The organism is Methylophaga sp. (assembly GCF_965655755.1).
In the GTDB taxonomy this organism is placed as follows: domain Bacteria; phylum Pseudomonadota; class Gammaproteobacteria; order Nitrosococcales; family Methylophagaceae; genus Methylophaga.
In genome coordinates this window covers 13758-36232 of record NZ_CBFHHW010000009.1, presented here as the reverse complement: position 1 = coordinate 36232, position 22475 = coordinate 13758, and the positions used below count along the sequence as shown (strand labels likewise).

General features: G+C 45.7%; 23 protein-coding genes and 1 pseudogene. 7 read left to right on the top strand and 17 right to left on the bottom strand.

Going from position 1 to position 22475, the window contains the following annotated elements; all coding sequences use genetic code 11:
• The 4 genes from dapE (at position 1) to ACTF5U_RS04840 (ending at position 4183) form a co-directional block, all read left to right on the top strand.
• Complete coding sequence (gene dapE / locus ACTF5U_RS04855; RefSeq protein ID WP_438970513.1) at positions 1–1131, top strand: succinyl-diaminopimelate desuccinylase; 1131 nt, start codon at positions 1–3, stop codon at positions 1129–1131.
• Between the two features lie 8 nt (positions 1132–1139).
• Entirely contained in the window at positions 1140–1430 is a 291-nt protein-coding gene (locus tag ACTF5U_RS04850; protein ID WP_438970512.1) for a hypothetical protein, read from the top strand.
• 176 nt (positions 1431–1606) lie between these two features.
• A complete protein-coding gene (locus ACTF5U_RS04845) occupies positions 1607–3730 on the top strand; it encodes a TonB-dependent receptor (protein WP_438970511.1) in 2124 nt (707 codons plus the stop codon).
• Between the two features lie 108 nt (positions 3731–3838).
• Positions 3839–4183: a DUF4870 family protein gene (locus tag ACTF5U_RS04840; protein WP_438970510.1), complete on the top strand. Its 345-nt coding sequence runs from the start codon at positions 3839–3841 to the stop codon at positions 4181–4183.
• Positions 4184–4224: 41 nt separating this feature from the next.
• On the opposite strand, the gene ACTF5U_RS04835 is transcribed toward ACTF5U_RS04840, so the two are convergent.
• From ACTF5U_RS04835 to ACTF5U_RS04820, 4 genes are all read right to left on the bottom strand, one after another.
• Positions 4225–4983, bottom strand: a complete 759-nt coding sequence (locus tag ACTF5U_RS04835) for an SDR family oxidoreductase (RefSeq protein ID WP_438970509.1) — start codon at positions 4981–4983, stop codon at positions 4225–4227.
• Between the two features lie 52 nt (positions 4984–5035).
• Positions 5036–5893: a formyltetrahydrofolate deformylase gene (gene purU / locus ACTF5U_RS04830; protein WP_438970508.1), complete on the bottom strand. Its 858-nt coding sequence runs from the start codon at positions 5891–5893 to the stop codon at positions 5036–5038.
• A gap of 67 nt (positions 5894–5960) precedes the next feature.
• Positions 5961–6311, bottom strand: a complete 351-nt coding sequence (locus ACTF5U_RS04825) for a nucleotide pyrophosphohydrolase (protein WP_438970507.1) — start codon at positions 6309–6311, stop codon at positions 5961–5963.
• Entirely contained in the window at positions 6304–7068 is a 765-nt protein-coding gene (locus ACTF5U_RS04820) for an alpha/beta fold hydrolase (RefSeq protein ID WP_438970506.1), read from the bottom strand. Before ACTF5U_RS04820 ends, ACTF5U_RS04825 begins: the two co-directional genes overlap by 8 nt.
• Positions 7069–7122: 54 nt before the next feature.
• Between ACTF5U_RS04820 and ACTF5U_RS04815 the strand changes: the two genes are divergently transcribed.
• Positions 7123–7296 carry a hypothetical protein gene (locus ACTF5U_RS04815; RefSeq protein WP_438970505.1) on the top strand — a complete coding sequence of 58 codons (174 nt, stop codon included), beginning with the start codon at positions 7123–7125 and terminating at the stop codon, positions 7294–7296.
• A gap of 29 nt (positions 7297–7325) precedes the next feature.
• Here the strand turns inward: ACTF5U_RS04815 and fabB are convergent, their stop codons facing one another.
• The 6 genes from fabB to ACTF5U_RS04785 form a co-directional block, all read right to left on the bottom strand.
• Positions 7326–8543 carry a beta-ketoacyl-ACP synthase I gene (fabB, locus tag ACTF5U_RS04810; protein ID WP_438970504.1) on the bottom strand — a complete coding sequence of 406 codons (1218 nt, stop codon included), beginning with the start codon at positions 8541–8543 and terminating at the stop codon, positions 7326–7328.
• A gap of 9 nt (positions 8544–8552) precedes the next feature.
• Entirely contained in the window at positions 8553–9068 is a 516-nt protein-coding gene (gene fabA / locus ACTF5U_RS04805; RefSeq protein ID WP_438970503.1) for a 3-hydroxyacyl-[acyl-carrier-protein] dehydratase FabA, read from the bottom strand.
• A gap of 141 nt (positions 9069–9209) precedes the next feature.
• Entirely contained in the window at positions 9210–10526 is a 1317-nt protein-coding gene (locus ACTF5U_RS04800; protein WP_438970502.1) for a TolC family outer membrane protein, read from the bottom strand.
• 136 nt (positions 10527–10662) lie between these two features.
• Complete coding sequence (locus ACTF5U_RS04795; protein WP_438970501.1) at positions 10663–11313, bottom strand: LuxR C-terminal-related transcriptional regulator; 651 nt, start codon at positions 11311–11313, stop codon at positions 10663–10665.
• Between the two features lie 17 nt (positions 11314–11330).
• Positions 11331–12662: an HlyD family type I secretion periplasmic adaptor subunit gene (locus tag ACTF5U_RS04790; RefSeq protein WP_438970500.1), complete on the bottom strand. Its 1332-nt coding sequence runs from the start codon at positions 12660–12662 to the stop codon at positions 11331–11333.
• Between the two features lie 3 nt (positions 12663–12665).
• Positions 12666–14822, bottom strand: a complete 2157-nt coding sequence (locus ACTF5U_RS04785; protein ID WP_438970499.1) for a type I secretion system permease/ATPase — start codon at positions 14820–14822, stop codon at positions 12666–12668.
• A gap of 146 nt (positions 14823–14968) precedes the next feature.
• On the opposite strand from ACTF5U_RS04785, the gene ACTF5U_RS04780 reads away from it, so the two are divergent.
• On the top strand, positions 14969–15307 hold the full coding sequence (locus ACTF5U_RS04780; protein ID WP_438970498.1) for a hypothetical protein: 339 nt from the start codon (positions 14969–14971) through the stop codon (positions 15305–15307).
• A 1-nt stretch (position 15308) separates the two neighbouring features.
• Here ACTF5U_RS04780 and der read toward each other — a convergent pair whose 3' ends face one another.
• Genes der through ACTF5U_RS04765 form a run of 3 tightly spaced genes read right to left on the bottom strand, consistent with a single transcriptional unit; the run spans position 15309 to position 18514 of the window.
• A complete protein-coding gene (gene der, locus ACTF5U_RS04775) occupies positions 15309–16715 on the bottom strand; it encodes a ribosome biogenesis GTPase Der (RefSeq protein ID WP_438970497.1) in 1407 nt (468 codons plus the stop codon).
• A 1-nt stretch (position 16716) separates the two neighbouring features.
• Positions 16717–17886 (bottom strand): outer membrane protein assembly factor BamB, encoded by a 1170-nt coding sequence (gene bamB / locus ACTF5U_RS04770; protein ID WP_438970496.1) that lies wholly within the window; start codon positions 17884–17886, stop codon positions 16717–16719.
• Positions 17876–18514, bottom strand: a complete 639-nt coding sequence (locus ACTF5U_RS04765) for a YfgM family protein (protein WP_438970495.1) — start codon at positions 18512–18514, stop codon at positions 17876–17878. The genes bamB and ACTF5U_RS04765 overlap by 11 nt, the downstream gene beginning before the upstream one ends.
• A gap of 272 nt (positions 18515–18786) precedes the next feature.
• On the opposite strand from ACTF5U_RS04765, the gene ACTF5U_RS04760 reads away from it, so the two are divergent.
• Positions 18787–19971: an ammonium transporter gene (locus tag ACTF5U_RS04760; RefSeq protein WP_438970494.1), complete on the top strand. Its 1185-nt coding sequence runs from the start codon at positions 18787–18789 to the stop codon at positions 19969–19971.
• A gap of 33 nt (positions 19972–20004) precedes the next feature.
• On the opposite strand, the gene lpxA is transcribed toward ACTF5U_RS04760, so the two are convergent.
• The 4 genes and pseudogenes from lpxA to ACTF5U_RS04740 all read right to left on the bottom strand — a co-directional run.
• Positions 20005–20775, bottom strand: a complete 771-nt coding sequence (lpxA, locus tag ACTF5U_RS04755; RefSeq protein WP_438970493.1) for an acyl-ACP--UDP-N-acetylglucosamine O-acyltransferase — start codon at positions 20773–20775, stop codon at positions 20005–20007.
• On the bottom strand, positions 20772–21221 hold the full coding sequence (gene fabZ, locus ACTF5U_RS04750; RefSeq protein WP_008292304.1) for a 3-hydroxyacyl-ACP dehydratase FabZ: 450 nt from the start codon (positions 21219–21221) through the stop codon (positions 20772–20774). Before fabZ ends, lpxA begins: the two co-directional genes overlap by 4 nt.
• Positions 21222–21306: 85 nt before the next feature.
• Positions 21307–22323, bottom strand: coding sequence for a UDP-3-O-(3-hydroxymyristoyl)glucosamine N-acyltransferase (lpxD, locus tag ACTF5U_RS04745; RefSeq protein ID WP_438970492.1), 1017 nt, complete (start codon positions 22321–22323; stop codon positions 21307–21309).
• Between the two features lie 9 nt (positions 22324–22332).
• A pseudogene (locus ACTF5U_RS04740) lies at positions 22333–22475 on the bottom strand (OmpH family outer membrane protein); the annotation flags it as partial.

Below are 22475 nucleotides of genomic sequence, written 5' to 3'. Positions count from 1 at the left end.
ATGTCTGAAACATTAGCATTAACCCAGGAATTGATCCGCCGTGATAGTGTCACGCCTGAGGATAAAGGCTGTCAGATTTTACTCTCTGATCGTCTGAGTCCATTCGGTTTCAAAGCGGAACATATGTGTTTTGATGATGTGGATAACCTCTGGTTGCGTCGCGGTAATAAAGGACCTGTTCTTGCTTTTGCCGGCCATACGGATGTGGTGCCCACCGGGCCAGCTGAGAATTGGTCACAGCCACCATTTAATGCCGAGATCATTGATGGCATGCTCTACGGTCGTGGTGCCGCCGATATGAAAGGCAGTATTGCTGCTATGGTAACGGCGTGCGAACGGTTTGTGAAAAACCATCCTGAGCATAAAGGTAGTATCGCTTTCCTGATTACCAGTGATGAAGAAGGACCAGCGGTCAATGGTACGGTCAAAGTGATGGAAACATTACAAAGCAGGGGTGAAAATATTGACTGGTGTCTGGTGGGTGAGCCTTCAAGCACGGATAAAGTCGGTGATATTGTTAAAAACGGTCGCCGTGGCTCACTCAATGGTCGTCTGACCGTTAAGGGTAAACAAGGTCATATTGCTTATCCTCATTTGGCAGAAAATCCTATTCATCTGCTTTCCCCTGCATTAACTGAGTTATGTGGTGTGGAATGGGACCAGGGTAATGACGACTTTCCACCAACAAGCTTTCAGGTCTCTAACCTGAATTCAGGTACGGGCGTAACCAATGTTATTCCAGGTACAGCTGAACTCGTCTTTAACTTCCGTTATTCGACAGAAGTCACTCATGAAGAATTACAACAACGGGTTGCAGCGATTCTGAATAAACACCAGCTTCAGTACGATCTCAGCTGGGAGCTTTCGGGAAAACCTTTCCGAACGGCAAGCGGCGAACTTCTTGAGGCGGTGCAAACCGCAATACATGACGTAACATCTTATAAAACCACCCTTTCAACCTCAGGTGGCACTTCCGATGGTCGGTTCATCGCACCCACTGGTACACAGGTCATTGAACTGGGTCCGCTTAATGCCACCATTCATCAGATTGATGAGTGTGTTTCAACAGCCGACCTTGACACGCTGTCTGAAATTTATGAGACTTTGCTGACCAAACTTCTGGTTGACTAGGTAACATTTTGTTTAATTCACACATCAAACGACATTGGTTATTCGCGCTGGCGGCCGTTGTGCTGCTGTTGCAGTCGTTTGCTGTATGGCATGATGCTGAGCATGCTTTCCACACCGCCGATGCGCAGTGTGAGCGTCTCAATGGCATCAACCACCTTCCCATTGTTGATATCACGCCTGAGCTTGCAGTCACCCTGCAAACAGAAAATAGTATCGGTGAAACTGACACCTATACGTTTCTACTGGCATTTGTATCTCGTCAGCAACACGCTATCCGCGCCCCACCCGTTTTTTCCTGAACCACCCACAATCTATTTTTACGATTTTGGTCGCCTCACCCTGCGTGCAGCGCGATTGAGCCCGAATGGTTTCATTCTGTAATGACTTGGGATTCATGAATTCCCGTGACCGGATAACGTCACTCAGTCAGAGCAGATTACTGAACCAGTCGGGACAGTGTTATTAAGGAAAAAACATGTTCCAGAAAAAACAATCTGTGCTGCTGGTCAGTGCATTCGTGTCAACCCTGCCCATCGCCAGCCTACAGGCTGATGAGGTCATCGAAATTCCGAGCCTGACGGTGACAGCCGATCCTTTGGGTGCCCGTAGTCCCGATGAATTGATCTTCCCTGTCAGTGTGCTGGCAGATAAAGAACTCGATAAACAAAGAGCTGGTACATTGGGTGAAACCCTCGACGGTTTACCCGGTGTGGCCAATTCCGATTTTGGTCCCGGTGTAGGCCGTCCTGTTGTGAGAGGGCTGCAGGGTTCACGGGTGCAAGTACTCGAAGATGGCTTAAAAACGGTCGATGTGTCCGGTGAAGGCGGCGACCATACCGTAGCAATCGACCCCGGTCGTGCAGAGCAAATCGAAGTGTTTCGTGGTCCAGCCACATTGCTTTATGGCAGTGGTGCTGCCGGCGGTGTTATTAACGTCAAAAGTGGCCGCTTCAATCCCGAGTTCGGTGAAGCGCCCCGGGTGCATGGTCAGGCAGGATACGGGTACAACGGCGATGAACGGCAGGGTAATATCGGGCTTGAATTACCACTCAGTGAGAATTTTGTATTACGCACAGACTATGGTCTTCGTCGTAGCCATGACTTTGATATTGATGGCTTTCAGCAAAAGAGACAAACTAAAGGTGACAAAGATACGTTGCAAAACAGTGCTGCCGCCAGTGACTCCTTCTCTTTAACCGGTGTATTTAAAGGTGATTGGGGACATGCAGGTCTTGGCTACAGCCGCTGGCGAACTGAATATGGGATTCCTGAGGTTATGCTTGGTGAAAGTGAAGAAGAACAGGAAACCATTCGTGCTGACTTTGACCGGGTAGATTTTCGCAGTGAGTTCAATAATCCTTTGCCCGGTTTTCGCACAGCGCGTCTAAAACTGTCACATACTAACTTCAATCAACAGGAAATTGGTTCACATTTTCATGACGGTGTGCTGGAGGAAAGCGAAGTCGAAACATCGTTTGCCAATGATGAAAGTGAAGCCAGACTAGAATTAGTACATAACCCTATCGGTCTATGGCAGGGGGTACTTGGCCTGCAACTGAATAATCGTGAATTCGGTGCTGAAGGTGAAGGTCACGGAGATCATGCTCATGAAGGTGATGGATTTTATATCCGTGATAATGACACACGGTCAACTGGTCTTTTTGTACTTGAGGAGAGACTGACAGATTTCGGCCGGCTTGAGTTTGCTGCTCGTATCGATCATGTTCGTTCCGATCCCCGTTCTTTGGCTGAAGAACGTCATATCGATTTGCCCAGTGGTGATGAATTACATCAGGAAGCGAATCTTGGCAGCCGCAGTTATACGCCGCTGAGTTTATCCGCGGGTTCCATTATTGATATTGATGACAAACATCATTTACGCATGGCAATTACCCGTTCTGAGCGTGCGCCGTCACCCGAGCAGTTGTATGCGTTTGGTAATCACGCCGCATCGGGCACGGTAGAAGTCGGTGATGCAAGTCTTGACGAGGAAACCTACACTAATTTCGAAATCGGTCTCGACCGGCATTCAGGTCCTTTCCGCTTTGATGCGACCCTGTTTTACAACCATGTGCAGGATTTTATCTACCTTGCCTCTGTGGATGACGGTAGTGGCAGTCCTATCATGATTGATGGCGATACACTGGTCTTCAATCAACAGAATGATGCACGCTTTTATGGCGCCGAATTAACCGCTGCCTGGGATGTGAAGGAAGGAGTCCTGCCGCTCACATTGCGGCTGTCCGGTGATTATGTCCGTGCCAAGCTGAATAATGGCGATAATCTGCCTAGAATCAGTCCGGCAAGAGTTGGAATGGGTGTTGATACTGTTTACCGGGATTGGTCGCTCAGCGTCGACTATCGTCATGTCTTCAGACAAAGTGATAGCGCCAGTTTGGAAACCGATACCAGCGGCTACGACCTGCTGTCATTCAATGCGAGTTGGCAACCAGCAAGCCTTAAAGGTGCCGAGGTGTATGTTCAGGGTCACAATCTACTCAATGAAGATGGTCGGCGTCACCAAAGCTTCCTTAAGGATGAAGCGCCAATTATTGGTCGTACTGTGATGACCGGTATCCGCTTTGATTTTGGTGGCTGATTAAATGGCAAATATGGCCGTCGGATGACGGTCATATTTTCAGTAACTGAGACAAAAACAATAAAAGTTTGCTAGATTATATTTTGACTTCAAACAGGATGAACGCAGATGGTCGATAATGCTCAAAACAGTCAAACCACCGTCAAAGTGGTATATATGATTTTACTGGTCAATATCCTTGTTCAGTTTCTTGGCATTATTGGTGTCATTATCGCCTACGTACATAAAAACGATGCACCCAGCTGGTTGCAAACACATTATCAGTTCCAGATTCGCACCTTTTGGATAGGTTTACTGCTGCTTGTATCAGGCGGATTGCTCTGGGTGGCAGGTATCGGCGCATTTATACTGCTATTCTGGCTAGTTTGGCTTATTGTGCGTTGTGTTAAAGGGATGATGTATCTGGATAAGAACCAACCACATCCTAACCCCACCACCTGGTTGTTTTCCTGAAACCCCGATAGCATTATTTCAACCGCGTTAAGGCGCGGTTTTTATTCCCGATGAAACGCTAATGGACCATTTGCTTGTTGTGTGGGCATCAATTCCAGCGTAGTGACATTCACATGTTGAGGAGTATTTACGAGCCACCAGACTGTATCGGCAATATCATTTGCATCAAGTGCAATCGTACCTTCATACACTTTATCTGCACGACTTTCGTCATCTTTAAATCGTACCATCGAGAATTCAGTTTCTGCATTCCCCGGCTCGATATTAGTCACTCTGACATTGGTACCCAGTAAGTCTGCGCGAACAGCTAACGTGAACTGTCTGACAAAGGCTTTTGTCGCGCAATACACATTCCCCCCAGGGTAGGGCCAGTTACCGGCGACAGAGCCGATATTGATGATGTAACCAGCTTTGCGTGTGACCATCCGAGGTAACACGGTTCGTGTGCAATACAGTAAACCTTTGATGTTGGTATCGACCATCTTTTCCCAGTCGTCCAGCTTCGTCTCATAAGCGGGTTCAAGGCCCAAAGCAAGGCCAGCATTATTCAATAACACGTCAATATCACTGAATGCTTGGGGTAACGCAGCAAATGTCTGCTCAACCGCATCGCGATCAGTAATATCAAAACAACAGGTATGGACCTTGTCTGGACCGCCTAACTCCTGCTGCAATGCATCCAGTCTTTTCTCTCGACGGCCGGTCAGAATCAATTTCCAACCCTGCTGAGCAAACAGCCGGGCACAGGCTTCTCCAAACCCCGAAGTCGCGCCGGTAATCATAATGGTTTGCTGTGACATCAGATGCTCCTTATGCTTTTATCTGTGTGACTAATTTTAATGAAGGTTAAAGTCAGGCACCTTCTGAAAAGACGATGGTGCGACGGCCACTGATAATAATCCGATGTTCAATATGGGCTTTAACGGCTCTCGCCAAGACCAGACGTTCGATATCTTTACCAATCATGACTAAATCTTCAGGACTGTTATCGTGCATCACACGTTGAACGTCCTGTTCAATGATAGGCCCTTCGTCCAATTCTACTGTGGCATAGTGCGCTGTGGCACCGATAATTTTGACACCACGCTCATAGGCCTGATGATAAGGTTTAGCACCCTGAAAGGCAGGTAAAAATCCGTGGTGAATGTTAATAACGCGACCCGAAAACTCCTGCACAAATTGTTCAGACAAAATCTGCATATAACGCGCCATCACAACCAGATCGATATCATATTCAGCTAATAACTTTTTGATGGCTGCTTCTTGGTCCAGCTTTGTATCTTTGGATATGGGCAAATGATAAAAAGGCTTTTCAAACTGACGTGCCATTTGCTCCAGATCCTTGTGATTACCAATAATCACTGGGATGTCACACTTCAGTTCGCCTTCATATTCACGTAGCAGCAAATCATAAGGACAGTGGGATGCGCGGGTAACCAGTAAAGCAACCCGATATGGCACATCGCTGTAACGCACTGACCAGCTTAGATCGAGGGTTTGAGCAAAGGAGGTAAATTCTGACTCCAATTGCTGGTGAGACAGTGAACCATCGTCCTCCAGTTTTATCCGCATAAAATACTGACCAATCTCAACATCAGTGTATTGCTGACAATGGAGAATATTAAACTGCCTTTCTGCAAAAAAGCTGGTAATACCCGCGACCAAACCTTTACGGTCAGCGCATTGAATCAAAAAGACGATCGAGCTCATGTTATAAGTTCCTGAAGGCGGCTTGCCGCGACGAGTAAAAGCGAAATCCTAGCATTACAGCGTGATTTTATGAATATTCGTTATATTTATCTGCGCGACCTTTGACTCTATCCTTAGGATATTTAACTGCGTTTTTGGTCATCTTTTTTTTCACGACCTCATTCAAATCAATATCCAAGTCATGACATAGATAACTCAGATAAACCGCCACATCCGCAATTTCTTCTTCTAAATGTTCGCGCTTATCTGATTCCAGCATCTGACTGACTTCATCATGGCTACGCCATTGAAACCACTCGAGTAATTCTGCCGCTTCAATCGATAATGAAATGGCAATATCTTTTGGTGTATGAAATTGTTCCCAGTCACGCTCTTTTCGAAAGGCAATCAGCTGTTCCAGTATAGTTGGCTCAATCATGTCTTAGGAAGTCCTCGACCACTTGCTTAAATTGCTGTGGCTTTTCGGCGTGAACCCAATGTCCGGCTTTCGCTATCGAAATAAATTCTGCCTGCATGAAGTGCTGTTCTATCAACTCCCGGTCATCGGACGATACATATTCAGATATTTCGCCATAAACAAAAAGGCTCGGCATATCCAATATCACCTTCTCACAAACCGGTGCCATCAATTGTTGATAATTATTTTTCAGAGCAGGAAGATTAATCCGCCACTTAAATCCTGATTCATCGGAGTGTAAATTCATCAGCAAAAACTGTCTGACAGTTTTATCTGTGATGCTGTCAGCCAAGGCCGTATCAATGTCTGTGCGAGATGCATATTGGCTCATATCCAAGGCCATCATCGCATCCATCATCGGTGTGTGTTCGCTGAAGTACTGTCTGGGAGAAATATCGACGATAACTAATTTATCCACTCGCTGCGGATACATCGCCGCAAATTGCATGGCCACTTTACCACCGAGTGAATGCCCGAGAACATGGGCATTATCAATATCAAGTGACTGACACAGGGATTCCACATCCTCCGCCATTGAATGAAAACTCTGTTCATCGCTATGAGGGGACTGACCATGGTTACGTAAATCGAGGCTGATTACTTTAAAGAACTTAGAGAAATAACGGGCCATACTTCGCCAGTTATCTAATGAGCCAAATAAACCATGAATAATCAGCAACGGCTGACCTTCACCTAACTGTTGGTAATGCAATTTCATTGAGTCTGAGCCGAAGCGTTATAATAGGACGATTGTATTAAGCTGGAGACAAAAGTGGAAGACGAAACAATTTTGGTCATGCTGGTTAAGCAGTATGCAGATAAATTTGGCATTACCTTTAGTTCAAAATATTTAGATGATCCGGATAAGAAAAAGCAACTTATCACCCTGATTCAGGAAGCCAATGCAGGAAAACGCGGTCCCGTCACTGACGAAGACCTGCAATAAAAAAAGCCACCCTAGGGTGGCTTTATCATTTAATCTTCCAGCTTTTCAAATACCAGACAGGCATTCGTTCCGCCAAATCCGAAGCTGTTCGACATCACCGTGCTTAAGCCGGCGTTATCAATACGCTGTTGAAGAATTGGCATACCTTCAGCTTCAGCGTCTAAAGTATCAATATTTGCTGAAGCCGCCAGAAAATCATGCTGCAGCATCAATAAGCTGTAAATGGCTTCCTGTACACCGGCAGCGCCTAATGAATGGCCTGATAAAGATTTGGTTGAGCCGACATAAGGTATGTCGTCGCCAAACGTTTTCTTAACCGCACCTAATTCTGCCAAGTCGCCAACCGGTGTGCTGGTGCCGTGCGCGTTGATGTATTGAACCTTGCCACGGATAGTAGACATTGCCAATTCCATACAACGTTGTGCACCCTCACCTGAAGGCGCGACCATGTCGTAACCATCTGAAGTGGCACCATACCCGGTCAGCTCAGCATAAATTTTGGCGCCACGGGCTTTAGCATGTTCATATTCTTCCAGAACAAGCACCCCACCACCACCGGCAATAACAAAACCATCGCGATCGGCATCATAAGCACGTGAGGCTTTATCAGGTGTTTCGTTGTACTTTGTGGACAGTGCGCCCATGGCATCAAACAATGAACTCATTGACCAGTGTTCTTCTTCGCCTCCACCGGCAAAAACAATATCTTGTTTGCCCAGTTGAATCTGTTCCATTGCTGTACCTATACAATGTGCACTGGTTGCACAGGCGGAAGACATGGAATAGTTAACACCTTTTATTTTGAAAGGTGTGGCCAGACATGCAGAAGTCGTACTCCCCATAACCTGGGTCACGCGATAGGGCCCGATGCGCTTCAAGCCTTTCTCGCGCAGAATATCAGCCGCTTCAACCTGATTGGCCGATGATGCACCACCTGATCCCATAATCAGACCCGTGCGAGTATTGGATACCTGCTCTTCACTCAATCCCGCGTCAGCAATAGCCTGCTGCATCGCAATGTAGGCGTAGGCTGCCGCATCCCCCATAAAACGCAATGTTTTGCGGTCTATATATTCTTTAAAATCGATATCAATGGTACCAGCGACATGGCTGCGAAAGCCCATATCCGCATAGTCCTGCTTAAAACGGATACCAGATTGACCATTTCGTAAGGACTCGGTGACCGTACTGGCATCCAACCCCAGACAGGATGTGATGCCCAACCCTGTGACTACAACACGTCTCATCGTTATATCCTAAAAGTCTTCTGTGGAAGTGAAAAGGCCGACACGTAAATCTTTTGCATGGTAAATCTCACGACCATCAACAGACACTGTGCCGTCGGCAATCGCCAAAACCAGTTTACGTGCAATCACACGTTTCAGATCAATGCGATAAGTGACTTTTTTAGCCGTCGGCAACACCTGTCCGGTGAATTTAACCTCACCCGATCCCAAAGCGCGACCTCTGCCGGGGTTACCATCCCATGCCAGGAAGAAGCCCACCAATTGCCACATAGCATCTAAGCCAAGACAGCCGGGCATAACTGGGTCACCCGGAAAGTGACAATCAAAGAACCATAAGTCAGGATGAATATCCAGCTCAGCGATTATCTCACCCTTACCATAGGCACCACCGGTATTTGAAATGTGAGCAATGCGATCCATCATCAGCATATTGGGAATAGGTAACTGGGCATTGCCAGGGCCAAACATTTCTCCGTGCCCGCACTGCAATAATTCTTCGTATGTAAATGATGATTGCTTACTCATGAATTCTCTTAATTATCCCATCAATTTGGCTCCGTATAATAGCACGATCATTTCCAAACCAGAAAACAACGTGTCACAGACCCATCTAAAAAAAAGCCACGACTATTCAGTCGTGGCTTTGTCTTTTAATTATTTTTTGTATTATTCGTTGCTGGCAACTGTTGTAGCTGCTTCGGGCAACTCGACATTTATACCCTGTAACAACATACCCATGCTATTGAGGATGCGATACATAGCAAACATCTCATCATATTGCGTATTGACTAATGCTGTCCGTGCTCTGAAAACCTCGTTTTCAGAGTCCAGTAAATCAAGTAAGGTACGTTGCCCTAAACTAAACTGCTGCTGGTAAGCATCACGTGATTTTTCACTTGATTCGACGTGCTGTCTACGGAAAGACATTTGGCGTTTAACTGTTTCCCACGCATTCCATGAAAGACGAACGCTCTCTTCAACCTGACGGTGAGTGTTGTTACGTATTTCTGCCGCCTGATTAATCAGAAAAGCGGTTTCTTCCCTACGAGCAGTGTCACGGCCTCCATTAACAAGGTTGTAGCGTAAACGTAGCATGGCATACAAATCTTTATCTTTACCTTCCTGACCATCAATATCGTGGTCAGCACGCGTACCGACTTCCAAATGCAGGTCCGGGTAGAACGGCGCTTTAGCCGTTGCATGCTGTGCCTTAGCAGAGTCGACGTCAAAGGAAGCTAATCTCAAGGTCGGATGATTCTCGACGGCAATCGCGATTGACTCTTCAACGGTTTGGGGAATCAGGTTAATTGGTGAATCAGGTTGTGACAGTGATTCCGGCTCCATGCCAACAACACGAATATATGACGTCTCCGCATCGCGAAGATTGCTTTGCTCTGACATCAGGTTGGCTTCCGCTAAAGCCAAACGACCTAAGCTCTGATCCATGTCAGCTCTTCGCCCTACACCGCGTTCACTTCGCAACATGATTTGATCATGAGTCCGTTGATGGGCTTCAAGATTAGTCTGGGCCAGTTCAACCAACTTTTGACGTCGCAAAACGAGCAGATAAGCTTCAACGGCATCTAAGCCGGTATTTTCCGCTGCACTGAAAACAGAGAAGGCTCGCGAATTAGTTCGTGCTTCCTGACGCTCTACTTCGTTTTTTGTTTCCATGCCGTCAAATAACATTTGACGTGCATCTAACCGAGCTTCATCACGGTTAAGGTGAACTTCACCTTTACCTGAAGCACGCGTACTCGGGTTATCGGTCATTTCCCAACCGGTACCGACTTGTAAATCCAAAGTCGGAAAATAACCTGCTCGTGCTTGATCGATTTCTTTGGAAACTGCTTGACGTTCATGTGCGGCCGCAAGAACATCTGGGTTGGTTTTCACAGTTGCATCCACAGCTTCTTGAAGTGTGGCTGCACTAGCTATCCCGACCGATAATGATAGAGGGATTACTAAGGCTAAAGATTTCATAATGCTTGTCCTATTTTTTATTATGTGTGGTGGTTTCGGCGGCCCCTCATACACCACAAAACTAAACGTCCTAAACTGTTCTAAGTTTTCCTCACAAGAAACTGTATTACAACACAAGACTATCTGCAATATGTAGTCATCGCAGATCTCTGAAAAAGATTGCGAGTGAAAGCCTATCAGGCAGTCCCATTTTCTGAAAAATATTAGTTAGATGGGCTTTAACCGTTCGCTCTGTAATATCCATTTCTCTTGCAATCATTTTATTAGTCGCACCGTGGCTCACAAGCTTGGCGACCTCTAACTCCTTGGGAGACAGGGTTTCAAGTGCTTGTTCTTGTTGCTCACTAATACCAGGCGAATGCGTCAACTCATCAATCAGTCCTGCAATGACATGCCGTTCAACCCATACTTCACCATGCAATATCACCTCTAAGGCATCATGAAGCTTAGAAAGTGGTAACTCATTGTTGAAATACCCTCTTGCACCTTGCTTTAGCGCAGCAATTTGGATAGCCATCGGTCTGGGAGGACCTATTATCATGATACGGCTATCTGGGCAACGACGCGCCAAATCGGTCAGCTTATTGTTTTTATCTTCTTCAAATAAGGACTGATGACAAAGAATCAACTTGGGGTTTTTCTCAATGGCCAATGCCTGCATGGTATCAATATCGGAAAAGCCCGATACGGCATAAACATCAGACAAACGGCTCCGAACTTCTGCAAGATGTTCTTGCTCAGGTATGACAAGAAACAAATCACACTGTGTGGTAGAGGTATCTTTCATTTAGATGATTCCATGCATCAACGCTCACGTAAGGCTTCATTTTGCGCTTTTAAAATAGGTTTCAGGAGGTAATCCAGCACTGTTTTCTTACCTGTCAGGATATCAACCGTCACTGTCATACCCGGTATAATTTCTAACGGTCCTTTGCTACTTTCAATATTATTTTCATCTGTACGCAAGTAAATAATATAGAAACTTTCATCTTCTTCATTTGTGATTGTATCTGCACTGATTCGTTCTAGGACGGCAGGCAAACCACCATAAATTGAGAAATCATAGGCAGTGAACTTTATCATTGCTTTCTGTCCTGGTCTTAAGAAAGCAATATCAGATGGTCTTATATGTGCTTCTACCAGCAAATTGTCTTCCACAGGGACTATTTCAACCAAATCCTCGCCCGGCTGAATAACACCGCCAACAGTGTTGATCATCAAACGGTTTATTTTACCCTTGACTGGGGCTCTGACTAGCGTTCTGGCCACACGATCTTCAGCAGATGTAACCGTTTCTTCCGTACGTGCTAATTCTGACTGCACCTCGCTGAGCTGAGAAGCAGACTCTGACTGAAACCGCAGTTTGGTGTCTTCAATTTTCTGTTTTACTTCCGACAATGATGAGCGGATACGCGGGATTGCCAACCGTGTTGTTTCCATATCGCCACGTAACTCATTGACAGTCCGTTTCAGTCGTAAAATTTCAACTTCTGAAATAACGCCAACGGACACTAGAGGTTCAGACATGCTTAGTTCTTGGTTACTCAGTTCATAACTGGTACGTAATTTATTCAGTTTAGATTGCGTCTCTCTGAGCTCTTGCTCTCGCTGCCTTGCCTGTTGTTGCAAGACATCAATATTACTTTGTAATTCGCGCTGCCTCGCTCGATATAATCGTTGCTCAGCTGCTGCAAGCTGGGGTTTTTCTTCCATTAGGGTTTCAGGCAAAACCAGCTCTTTACCTTCGGCTTCAGCCCGAAGTCTGGTGCTACGTGCCAAAAGCTCCCAATATTTCAGTTCAGTTTCTCTGAATGAGGAAGAAAAACGCGTATCATCAATCTTAAGTAAGACATCACCTTTCTGTACTAACTGCCCTTCTGTAATCAAGACTTCAGACAGAATACCGCCCTCAAGATTTTGAATAACCTGAATTTTACTGGAGGGAATCACTTTACCTTCTCCTCGGGTGACTTCATCAATCTCAGTCACTGTTGCCCACCAGCCTGCACAGACAAAAAATAGTAAGGTCAATATCAACAAAGAGTGGCCTGTACGTGGCGCAGACTCCATAGTAGCCGCGCTGACTTCAGACATAAACTCAATATCATCAGGATGTGCCCTTTTAAACCAAGCCATGTTCTATCCCTTAGATACTTTAATGTGGCCTTTTTTCAAGGCAGCCAAGATTTGTTCACGTGGACCATCAGCTATAAGGTTCCCCTGGTCTAAAACAATAATGCGATCTACCAGACTGAGTAACGAAGATTTATGTGTCACCAGTAATAAAGTTTTATCTTTCATACTGGACGCTAATTTTGCTTTAAATCGTTCTTCAGTACTGTTATCCATCGCATTAGTAGGTTCATCCAGAACCACAACTGGCGGATCTAACAACAGCGCTCTGGCGACCGCGACACTTTGCCGCTGCCCTCCTGAGAGCCCCTCTCCTCGCTCTCCGACAGGCATATCAAAGCCAGACGGATGGCGATTTACAAATTCTGTTACGCCTGCCACATCAGCAGCCCTCAAAACCATTTTATCATCTGCAAAGGGAGCGACCATGGTGATGTTGTCACGAATACTGCCAAAGAAAAGGACAACATCCTGAGGGGCATAACCGACACTTCGACGTAAATCCACTGGGTCGACCTGACGTATATCAGTACCATCCAACAGAATCGCGCCATCATCGGGTTCGTACAAGCCCAGTATGAGTTTCTCAATGGTGCTTTTACCCGAACCAATACGACCGATAAACGCGACTTTTTCACCTGGCTTGATACTGAATGTTATATCTGACAGAGCATCAACAGGTTGATTGGGATAACGGAAGCTGACTTTTTTGAACTCAACGCCTCCTTTAAATTCAGGGCGATGTAGAAACTCGCGACCGCTAGGTCTTTCCACTGGTAAATTCATCAGGGTGTTAAGTGACTGCAGTGCAGCCTTTGATTGATGATAGCGTGTCAAAAGACCAGCCAGCTGAGCCATAGGTGCCAAAGCACGTCCAGTCAGGATCGTACTGGCAATCAGCGCACCCATGGTGATTTCATTTTCTGTGATTAGATAAACACCAAAAACCACAACCGCAATAGTAGCCATTTGCTGGAGAAACGAGGTGAAATTAACCGCGCTCGATGACAGTATGCGTGCGCGCTGGCTGTACTTAGTCATAAAGCCAACCGTTTGCTCCCACTTGCGCTGAATTGGCGTTTCAGCGCCGATACTTTTAATCGTTTCCAACCCTGTCAATGTCTCTATCAATGTTGAGCTGCGCTGACCTGAGTGTCGGAACAAATGCTGAACAGTCCGTCCCAGCGGGATCTGAATAATCAAACTCACCAGGATAGTTAACGGTATAACAGCCAATGGAATATAGGCTACAGGGCCCGCAAGCATCCAGATGACGGCAATAAATAAGAACGCAAAGGGTAAATCAATCAGTGTAGTTATCGTCGCCGAAGTAAAGAAGTCCCTGAATGATTCAAACTCCTGCATACTATTCGCAAACGAACCCACCGAGTTCGAACGGGCCGACATTTTGACCGCCATCACTTTTTCAAAAATGGTCGCAGACAGAATGACATCGGCTTTCTTTCCTGCCATATCGATGAAATAGGCTCTGAGTGTTCGCAGTAACAATTCGAACACAAACACAGTTGCTACACCGATTGCCAATACCCATAAGGTTTCAACAGCGTGGTTAGGCACGACCCTGTCATAGACATTCATGATGAATAGCGGTGAGGCTAGGGCAAAGCTGTTCACTAAAATCGATGCCACAAACACTTCGCTATAAATCGGCCAGAACCGAAGTATTGTTCCCCAGAACCAATGTTTGGTTCGCGGTACCGCAGTCGACTCTGTTCGTTTATCAAAAAGATGGACTGGCTTGATAAAAATGGCATAGCCGCTATAGAGCGCTTCAAGCTCTTTGACTGCTATTTCAGACTCACCATCCCCTGTTTCTGGAAAAATAACACGCGCATTTTTGCCTTTCACTTCCAGCAAAACACAAGCATTAGTGTCACTAAGTAAAAGGACTGCGGGTAGGACCAGATTGGATATTTTTCGAAAAGGCCGTTTTACAACCTTTGATGAAAGGCCCGCTCTTTCTGCCGCTCTGGAAAATAAAGTAGGGGTGAGTCTGTTATCAACTAAAGGTAATCCTGCTGTTAATGAATCAGGACTGTGAGGTTTGTTGAGAATTTTAGCCAGAATCGTTAAACATCCCAGCAGCGTGTCATCATGCGTTAAGTGACTATCGTCTGTTTCCCATTCCACTTGCGTATTCAACTTGACCTTGTGCTCCGTATCCGTTCAGTGCTTTGTCAGGGCATGCAATAATTAGATGAGTTTCACAGTTTTTTGCTTTACTGTAAAGCCTACTTTGAGTTTAACTATAATTATGCGACATACAGGACGTGAGGGGAACAAATATAATGGCTTATGTAAAACGAGATGAGCAAGGAAATATCATTGCGGTTTTTGATACACCACAAACAGAAACGGACGAATCAGTTTCAATAAATTCGGAAGAGCTTATTTCATTCTTACGTGATTCTGAGAATACCGATGATGCTCGTGCTGCTTTATCAGTATCTGATCTGGACATGATTAGAGTACTGGAAGATTTGATAAACACATTGATTGATCGCAAGGTAATCTTATTTACAGATCTTCCCTTGGCAGCCAGAGAAAAACTCTCTAACCGCGAAAAAATTCGCGGTCATTTAAATAGCTTGGATGACTTAATGGGGGACGACAACGGAATTTTGTAAACTAATTTTTTCGACTTCGTCTCGCTGGCCGTGTCTTTTTCGTAAGCTGTTCCTTGGACACTGGCTTCTTATCACGAAATGGATTATCACTCGTTTTGAATTCAATCATAACGGGTGTTCCCTGAAGCTTTAACACATCTCTGAAATAATTTTCTAGATAGCGTTTGTAGCTATTAGGCGTGGCATCTGTCTGGTTGCCATGAATGATTATCCGAGGTGGATTTTTACCGCCGAGATGAGCATAGCGGAACTTGATTCGTCGACCTCTCACCAAAGGTGGCGGGTGATCCGAAACGGCATCTTCGAGCACACGCGTGAGTCTGGATGTAGGTACTTTAGTCATGGCTGACTGGTATGCTTGTCCGACTGTTTTCAACAACAAACCAACACCGCTACCATGCAAAGCAGAAATGAAATGCGTTTTAGCAAAGTTCATAAACGGCAGTCGTCGCTCTATATTAGTTGCAACCCACTCCCGCTCGCCCTTATCCAGGCCATCCCATTTGTTCACCGCGAGTACTACGGCCCGACCACTTTCAAGAATCAGTCCAGCAAGATGAAGATCCTGTTCCACAATACCCTCATGGGCATCTAAAACCAGCAGTGCCACATTCGCGTCTTCCAGCGCCTGCAGCGTTTTAAGCACACTGAATTTTTCCAGTTTTTCTGAGACTTTTGAACGCCTGCGAACACCCGCTGTATCAATCAATGTATAACTGATACCGTCTTTTTCAAAAGGAATATGAATACTGTCACGCGTCGTACCGGGCTCATCAAATGCAACAACGCGTTCTTCGCCAAGCAGCCTGTTAATCAGTGTCGACTTGCCAACATTAGGACGACCAAGCACTGCCAGTCTGATATCGTCATCGCCCTCTTCGTCTTCACCCTCTTCTTCATCAAAGATGATTTCCGCTTGTGGCAGACAGCGTTTAATGTCGTCCAGAAGCTCGGTAAAACCGCGACCCTGGGTGGCTGAAATGACCTGAGGCTCACCAAGCCCAAGCGAATAAAACTCGGCGGCAACCATTTCGCGCTGTTCGCCTTCGGTTTTATTAATAACAAGTCGGACCGGTTTACCTTCGTTTCGTAACCGCTGAGCGACATCGGAATCTGCAGGCATCACTCCAGCACGACCATCAACGATGAACAACACCAAGTCTGCTTCTTCAATCGCAACTTTAGCCTGTTTACGCATCAAATCAGACATATTGTCAGTTTGATCCGTCAGACCGCCCGTATCGATCAAGATAAAGTCGAGGTTCTCTTCTCTAACAGTACCGTAAATCCGATCACGTGTGAGACCAGCAAAATCAGCCACAAGCGCATCTCGGCTGCGGGTCAGGCGGTTGAATATCGTTGACTTACCAACATTGGGCCGGCCAACCAAAGCAATAACAGGTTTCAATTTATGGCACTCTCACCGCGTTGATACTGCCATCGACTGCAGTGATATAAACCACGCCGTCTTTAACCAATGGCTTACTACGAATAGCCGCATCGGCCACTTGTTGGCGTGCAACAAAACGACCATCATTACGTGCTAACCAATGCACGTAACCTTCCAAATCGCCAACCACAATATACTCACCTATTACTGCGGGTGCCGAAACCTGGCGTCGTACCAAACGGGTTTGTCGCCATAGTGCGTCACCACTTCCATCCTGCACCGCCCAGACATTGCCTTCATCATCGCTGATATAAACTGCATCACCATAGACGGCATCAAGTCCTGACTGAGATGACATTTCGCGGGACCATAAAATCTGGCCACTGCTTAGGTCAACACCCGATACGTTCCCCTGATAGCTCACGACATAAACTGTGTCATTTTTTATAACCGGATCGGCATCAATATCAACCAGACGTGCTAATTCCGTTCGGCCACGAGGAACAGCGACACTTTTTTCCCAGACTACTTTGCCATCTGACAGAGAAAGCGCAACAAGTTTGCCGTTATCGTAGCCAGCGATGACTTTATTGTCTGCAATAACAGGAGCACCAGCGCCACGTAAGCTCAATAAGGGCACTGCACGTTGATAAGACCACTGCACTTCTCCCGTATCCGCAGCCATACCCGTGACACGGCCATCAGCTGTTCTGCTTACCACTATTCCATTAGCGGCAGTGGGGGGCGCCAATACTTCACTCGACAGACGAGAACGCCAGCGTTCTGTACCATCGGCCTCACTTAGTGCTATCAGTTGTCCTTTTTGTGTGCCAACCAACACTATATCCATGCCGCCGCCAACACCGGCTATGACAGCCGTGTCCAATTCGGTTTCCCAGATACGACGACCGTTTTCAGCATTGAAAGCACTGACCTCACCTTCGTAGTCAACAGCGAACAATCGGCCATTTTGCCAATAAGCCCCCAAATCATTGTTGGTTTCATCTGCACCATCACCTGCGCTGGCATCCCAAATGACCTGTGGTTTAAACTCAGGCGTAAATTCGGTTAGTTCGGTTGGCGGAGCTTCATAGACTTCTTCAACAAACAAGTACTCAACAGCACTGCACCCACTCAGTAAAAAGACGCCGCCTAATATGGCCGCGTGAAATAATTGATTAACTTTCATGAGCTGCCACATCATCCATTTTCATTTGTAGTAATCGCTGACGGGGTTCTCCAGCTGCCAACGACAATGCTGCTTTTTGATATGCAGCTCTAGCCGCGTCGGTATCTCCCATCGCAAATTTGATATCACCTTCTAATTCAGCAAATAGAGAATTAAAGGCAGATGTTTCAGAAGCCGCTGTCAGCTCAAGTGCCTGTTCATTGTCATCCTGACTGAATTTCAGACGTGCTAATCTCAGACGCGCAAGCTCTCTATGACTGCCCAACTCAGCGTTATCCTTTACCCAGTAGAGGAAATCTTCTGCCGTTGATAATTCACCTTGGTTTACAGACACTTCTGCCATCTGCAATGCAGCAAAAACAGCATAAGCTGTTGAGGCATAATTTTGCATCAACTCCTGGGTAGCAGCTTGGGCAGCCTCAGAATCATTCTGGCTGATATAAGCGACTGATTGCTGATAAATTACAGAAGCCTGTTCCGCTTGCACTTGCTGAAAATTCAGCCAGTATCGCCCACCAAATACCGCTATAACACCAATAACTATGCCGGCGATTACTGAGCGGCCGTTATCACGCCACCACTGTTTGATTTCTTCTGCTTTTTCCTCATCGGATGCATAGATGTCCATGCGTTCTCCTCGCGATTGATTGCAACTGCATCAATTAGTCTAAAAAGGCATGATTATACGTTTTTATCCACCGTTTGTGGATCTTGTCTGTCGCAATCCATGCCCCGCACCAACAAAGTGCGGAAACCACTCTTAAAGCACCATAAAGATGCATGCAATTGCACGATTAACGATCACGAATTCTCTATGTCATTGTTTTTATTGAATTGTCTATTTTGGTGCAACTCTTGCTATTTTGGTGCTTTATACAAAAATAAAAGAAGGACAAGACCGTGCAAAATGCAACTGATGTTTTATTCATATTACTTGGAGCCATCATGGTACTTGCCATGCATGCTGGCTTCGCTTTTCTCGAGGTCGGCACTGTTCGCAAAAAGAACCAAGTTAATGCTTTGGTTAAAATCATTGTCGACTTTGCTGTTTCCAGTATCGCGTATTTCTTTATTGGATATGGCATCGCCTACAGTCTTAACTTTTTCGAATCAGCGCCGGCGCTCACTGAAAATAATGGCTATGCGCTCGTGAAATTCTTTTTCCTGTTAACCTTTGCGGCGGCCATACCTGCCATCGTATCGGGAGGTATTGCAGAGCGTGCCAGGTTTAATCCACAGTTGATCGCTACTTTTTTAATCGCTGGCTTTATTTATCCGTTCTTTGAAGGTATTACATGGAACGGCGCATATGGAATACAGGATTGGCTTGCCAATCAATTCGGGGCTGGATTCCATGATTTTGCAGGTTCAATCGTCGTACATGCAGTCGGCGGCTGGATTGCTCTCGCCGCTGTACTTCACCTTGGTCCGCGTCATGGTCGCTATGGTAAAAAAGGTGAAATCTATGCGCACCCACCATCGAGCATCCCATTCCTAGCTTTAGGTGCCTGGATCCTCAGCGTAGGCTGGTTTGGTTTTAATGTCATGTCAGCTCAGGAAATTGATGGCATCAGTGGCCTTGTTGCAGTCAACTCTTTGATGGCTATGGTCGGTGGTATCCTCGCCGCCTGCCTGGTGGGTCGAAATGATCCAGGCTTCGTACACAATGGACCTTTGGCAGGTCTTGTAGCTATTTGTGCGGGCTCTGACGTTATGCACCCTCTTGGTGCGTTAGCAACGGGACTGATTGCAGGTGGCTTATTTGTCTATACATTTACTCTGACACAGAATAAATGGAAGATTGATGATGTCCTAGGGGTATGGCCTTTACACGGTCTCTGCGGGGTTTGGGGCGGTATCGCTGCCGGGATTTTCGGTCAGGTTACTTTAGGTGGACTAGGTGGCGTCAGCTTCATTTCTCAGCTGATAGGAACAGGGCTCGGAATCTTCGTCGCTTTTGTCGGTGGTTACGTTGTTTATGGTCTTCTCAAACTTCTGATGGGCTTGCGATTAACACAAGAGGAAGAATACGAGGGAGCAGATTTAAGTATCCATAAAATCAACGCTACTCCAAATAACGATTAGTCAGTTTTCATTCGCATTATCCGCTAGCAATAGCTAGCGGATAATGCCACCCTCTTGTTTATCAAGAAAGGCTGTTAATGCTAACAACTCATCAGCATCTTGTTTGATATCCTGTAAACGTTGTTGTGCCTCTTCCAATCGGAACCCTGAGCGGTAAAGGAGTTTGTATGCCTGACGGATATTTCTAATCTGTACATCACTGAACTGACGACGACGCAAGCCTTCAACATTAACTCCGACCGGTTTGGCCATATGGCCAGAGACCAGTACATACGGCGGTACATTACGTGATATGACGCTGCCCATAGCACTGAATGAATGTGAACCGAGATAATTAAACTGGCTTACTAGGGTAAAACCACCCAGAATGACGTAATCGTCAATGATTACATGGCCAGCCAAAGAAGCATTGTTGGCAAAAATGTTCTCATTACCAATAAGACAATCATGAGCGACATGCACGTAAGCCATGATCCAGTTATTACTGCCTATGCGGGTTATGCCCCCACCATTAACTGTACCACGGTTGATCGTCACTGATTCACGGATGAGATTATTGTCACCAATTTCCAAGCGCGTTGATTCACCATGAAATTTTTTATCCTGAGGCTCTTCACCAATTGAAGAAAACTGAAATATTCGGTTATTTTTCCCTATCTTGGTAGGACCGTTAATGACGACATGAGACTTGATTTCACAACCTTCTCCAATTTCGACATCAGCACCAATAATAGTGTAGGGTCCGATGGAGACATCATCGGCAATAATAGCAGTAGGATCGATTATGGCAGTTTGATGTATCACTTCGGCATTTCTTGATTTACACACATAATATCAGCGCTGACAACGACCTCACCATCAACACTGGCTTCACCACTGAATTTCCAGAGATTCCGTTTATTTTTAACCAGCTTTACCTCTAGTTTCAATTGATCACCGGGTTCTACAGGTTTCTTGAAACGGGCATTATCAATTCCAGCAAGATAATACAAAGCATCATCAGAACGAACCGAAGCAACCGTTTTAAACGCGAGTAAGCCTGTAGCCTGTGCGAGGGATTCTAATATCAAAACACCGGGCATAATGACTCTTTGCGGAAAATGACCTGTGAAGTGTGGTTCATTGAAGGTAACATTCTTGATACCGACAAGATGCTCGCCCGGCGTAAATTCAATCACTCTATCGATTAATAGAAAAGGATATCGATGTGGTAATAAGCGTTGAATTTCGTGTATGTCGATCGTATTCAAGCAGAAATCCCTTGGACTAAAGTTTATAAAAGATCCGTAATCTTACTTTGAGTCACCATCCCGGTAAAGTCTCAGTGAGCAGGTATTAGTCTTTAATCTGTTTTTCCAGCAGCTTAACCCGTTCAAATAATTTATCCATTTGACGGTAACGAACAACATTTCTATGCCAGTTTTTATTTGGTTCAACAGGCATTCCAGATGAAAAAACACCTGCTTCGCTGATGGATTTAGTGACCATCGACATCCCCGTTAACTGTACCCCGTCAGCAATCTCCAGGTGACCACCAATTGCTACACCGCCTCCAATCGCACAGTATTTGCCTACTCGTGTACTACCTGCAATTCCTACACAGCCAGCAATCACGGTATGGTCACCAATAATGACGTTGTGAGCAATCTGAATCTGATTATCCAGTTTGACGCCGTTACCAATGACTGTATCTTCAATTGCGCCGCGGTCAATCGTGGTGTTGGCACCAATTTCAACATCATTACCAATCAGAACCCGCCCTACCTGCGGTACTTTTATCCACACACCATTGTCATTAGCGATACCGAAACCATCAGCGCCTAGAACGACTCCAGGGTGGATAAGAGCACGCTGACCAATCTGAACTTCATGGCAAACAGTCACATTAGCTTTGATATGAGTACCTTCGCCAATCAATACATTTCGTTCGATTACCGAGCCAGCATCAATTCGAACGCCCGCTTCAATGACTGCTTCACTTTCAACCGTAACATGAGGACCAATGCTGACATTTTCAGCAAGTTTTGCTGAGGGATCGACCCATGCGGTCGGATGTATTTCAGATTCTGTTTTTGGGGCGGGATATAAGAGTGCAGCCGCTTTGGCATACGCAACATATGGGTCTGTTGCTTCGATAACATTGGTATTCAAATCTTTTCCCATGCCGGGCGCAACGATCACTGCGCCGGCTTGGGAATCAAACAGAAATTTTTTGTATTTCTTATTAGCCAGAAAGCTGAGTTGATGAGATTTAGCGTGAACCAATGTACCCACGCTATCAATCAAATAATCAGCCTCACCAATTAATTGGCCAGCAATCGCTTCTGCGATCTGAGCTAATGTCAAACTCACGTGTTTGCTCTAGTTAGATTTCGCTTTCAACATTTGCAGGACTTTATCGGTCAGATCGACTTTATCGCTTGCAAAGATAACACCTTGATAGAGAATCATATCGAATGATTCTTTTTTTGCTAAATCAACGATAGTTTCTGCAATATCTTTCT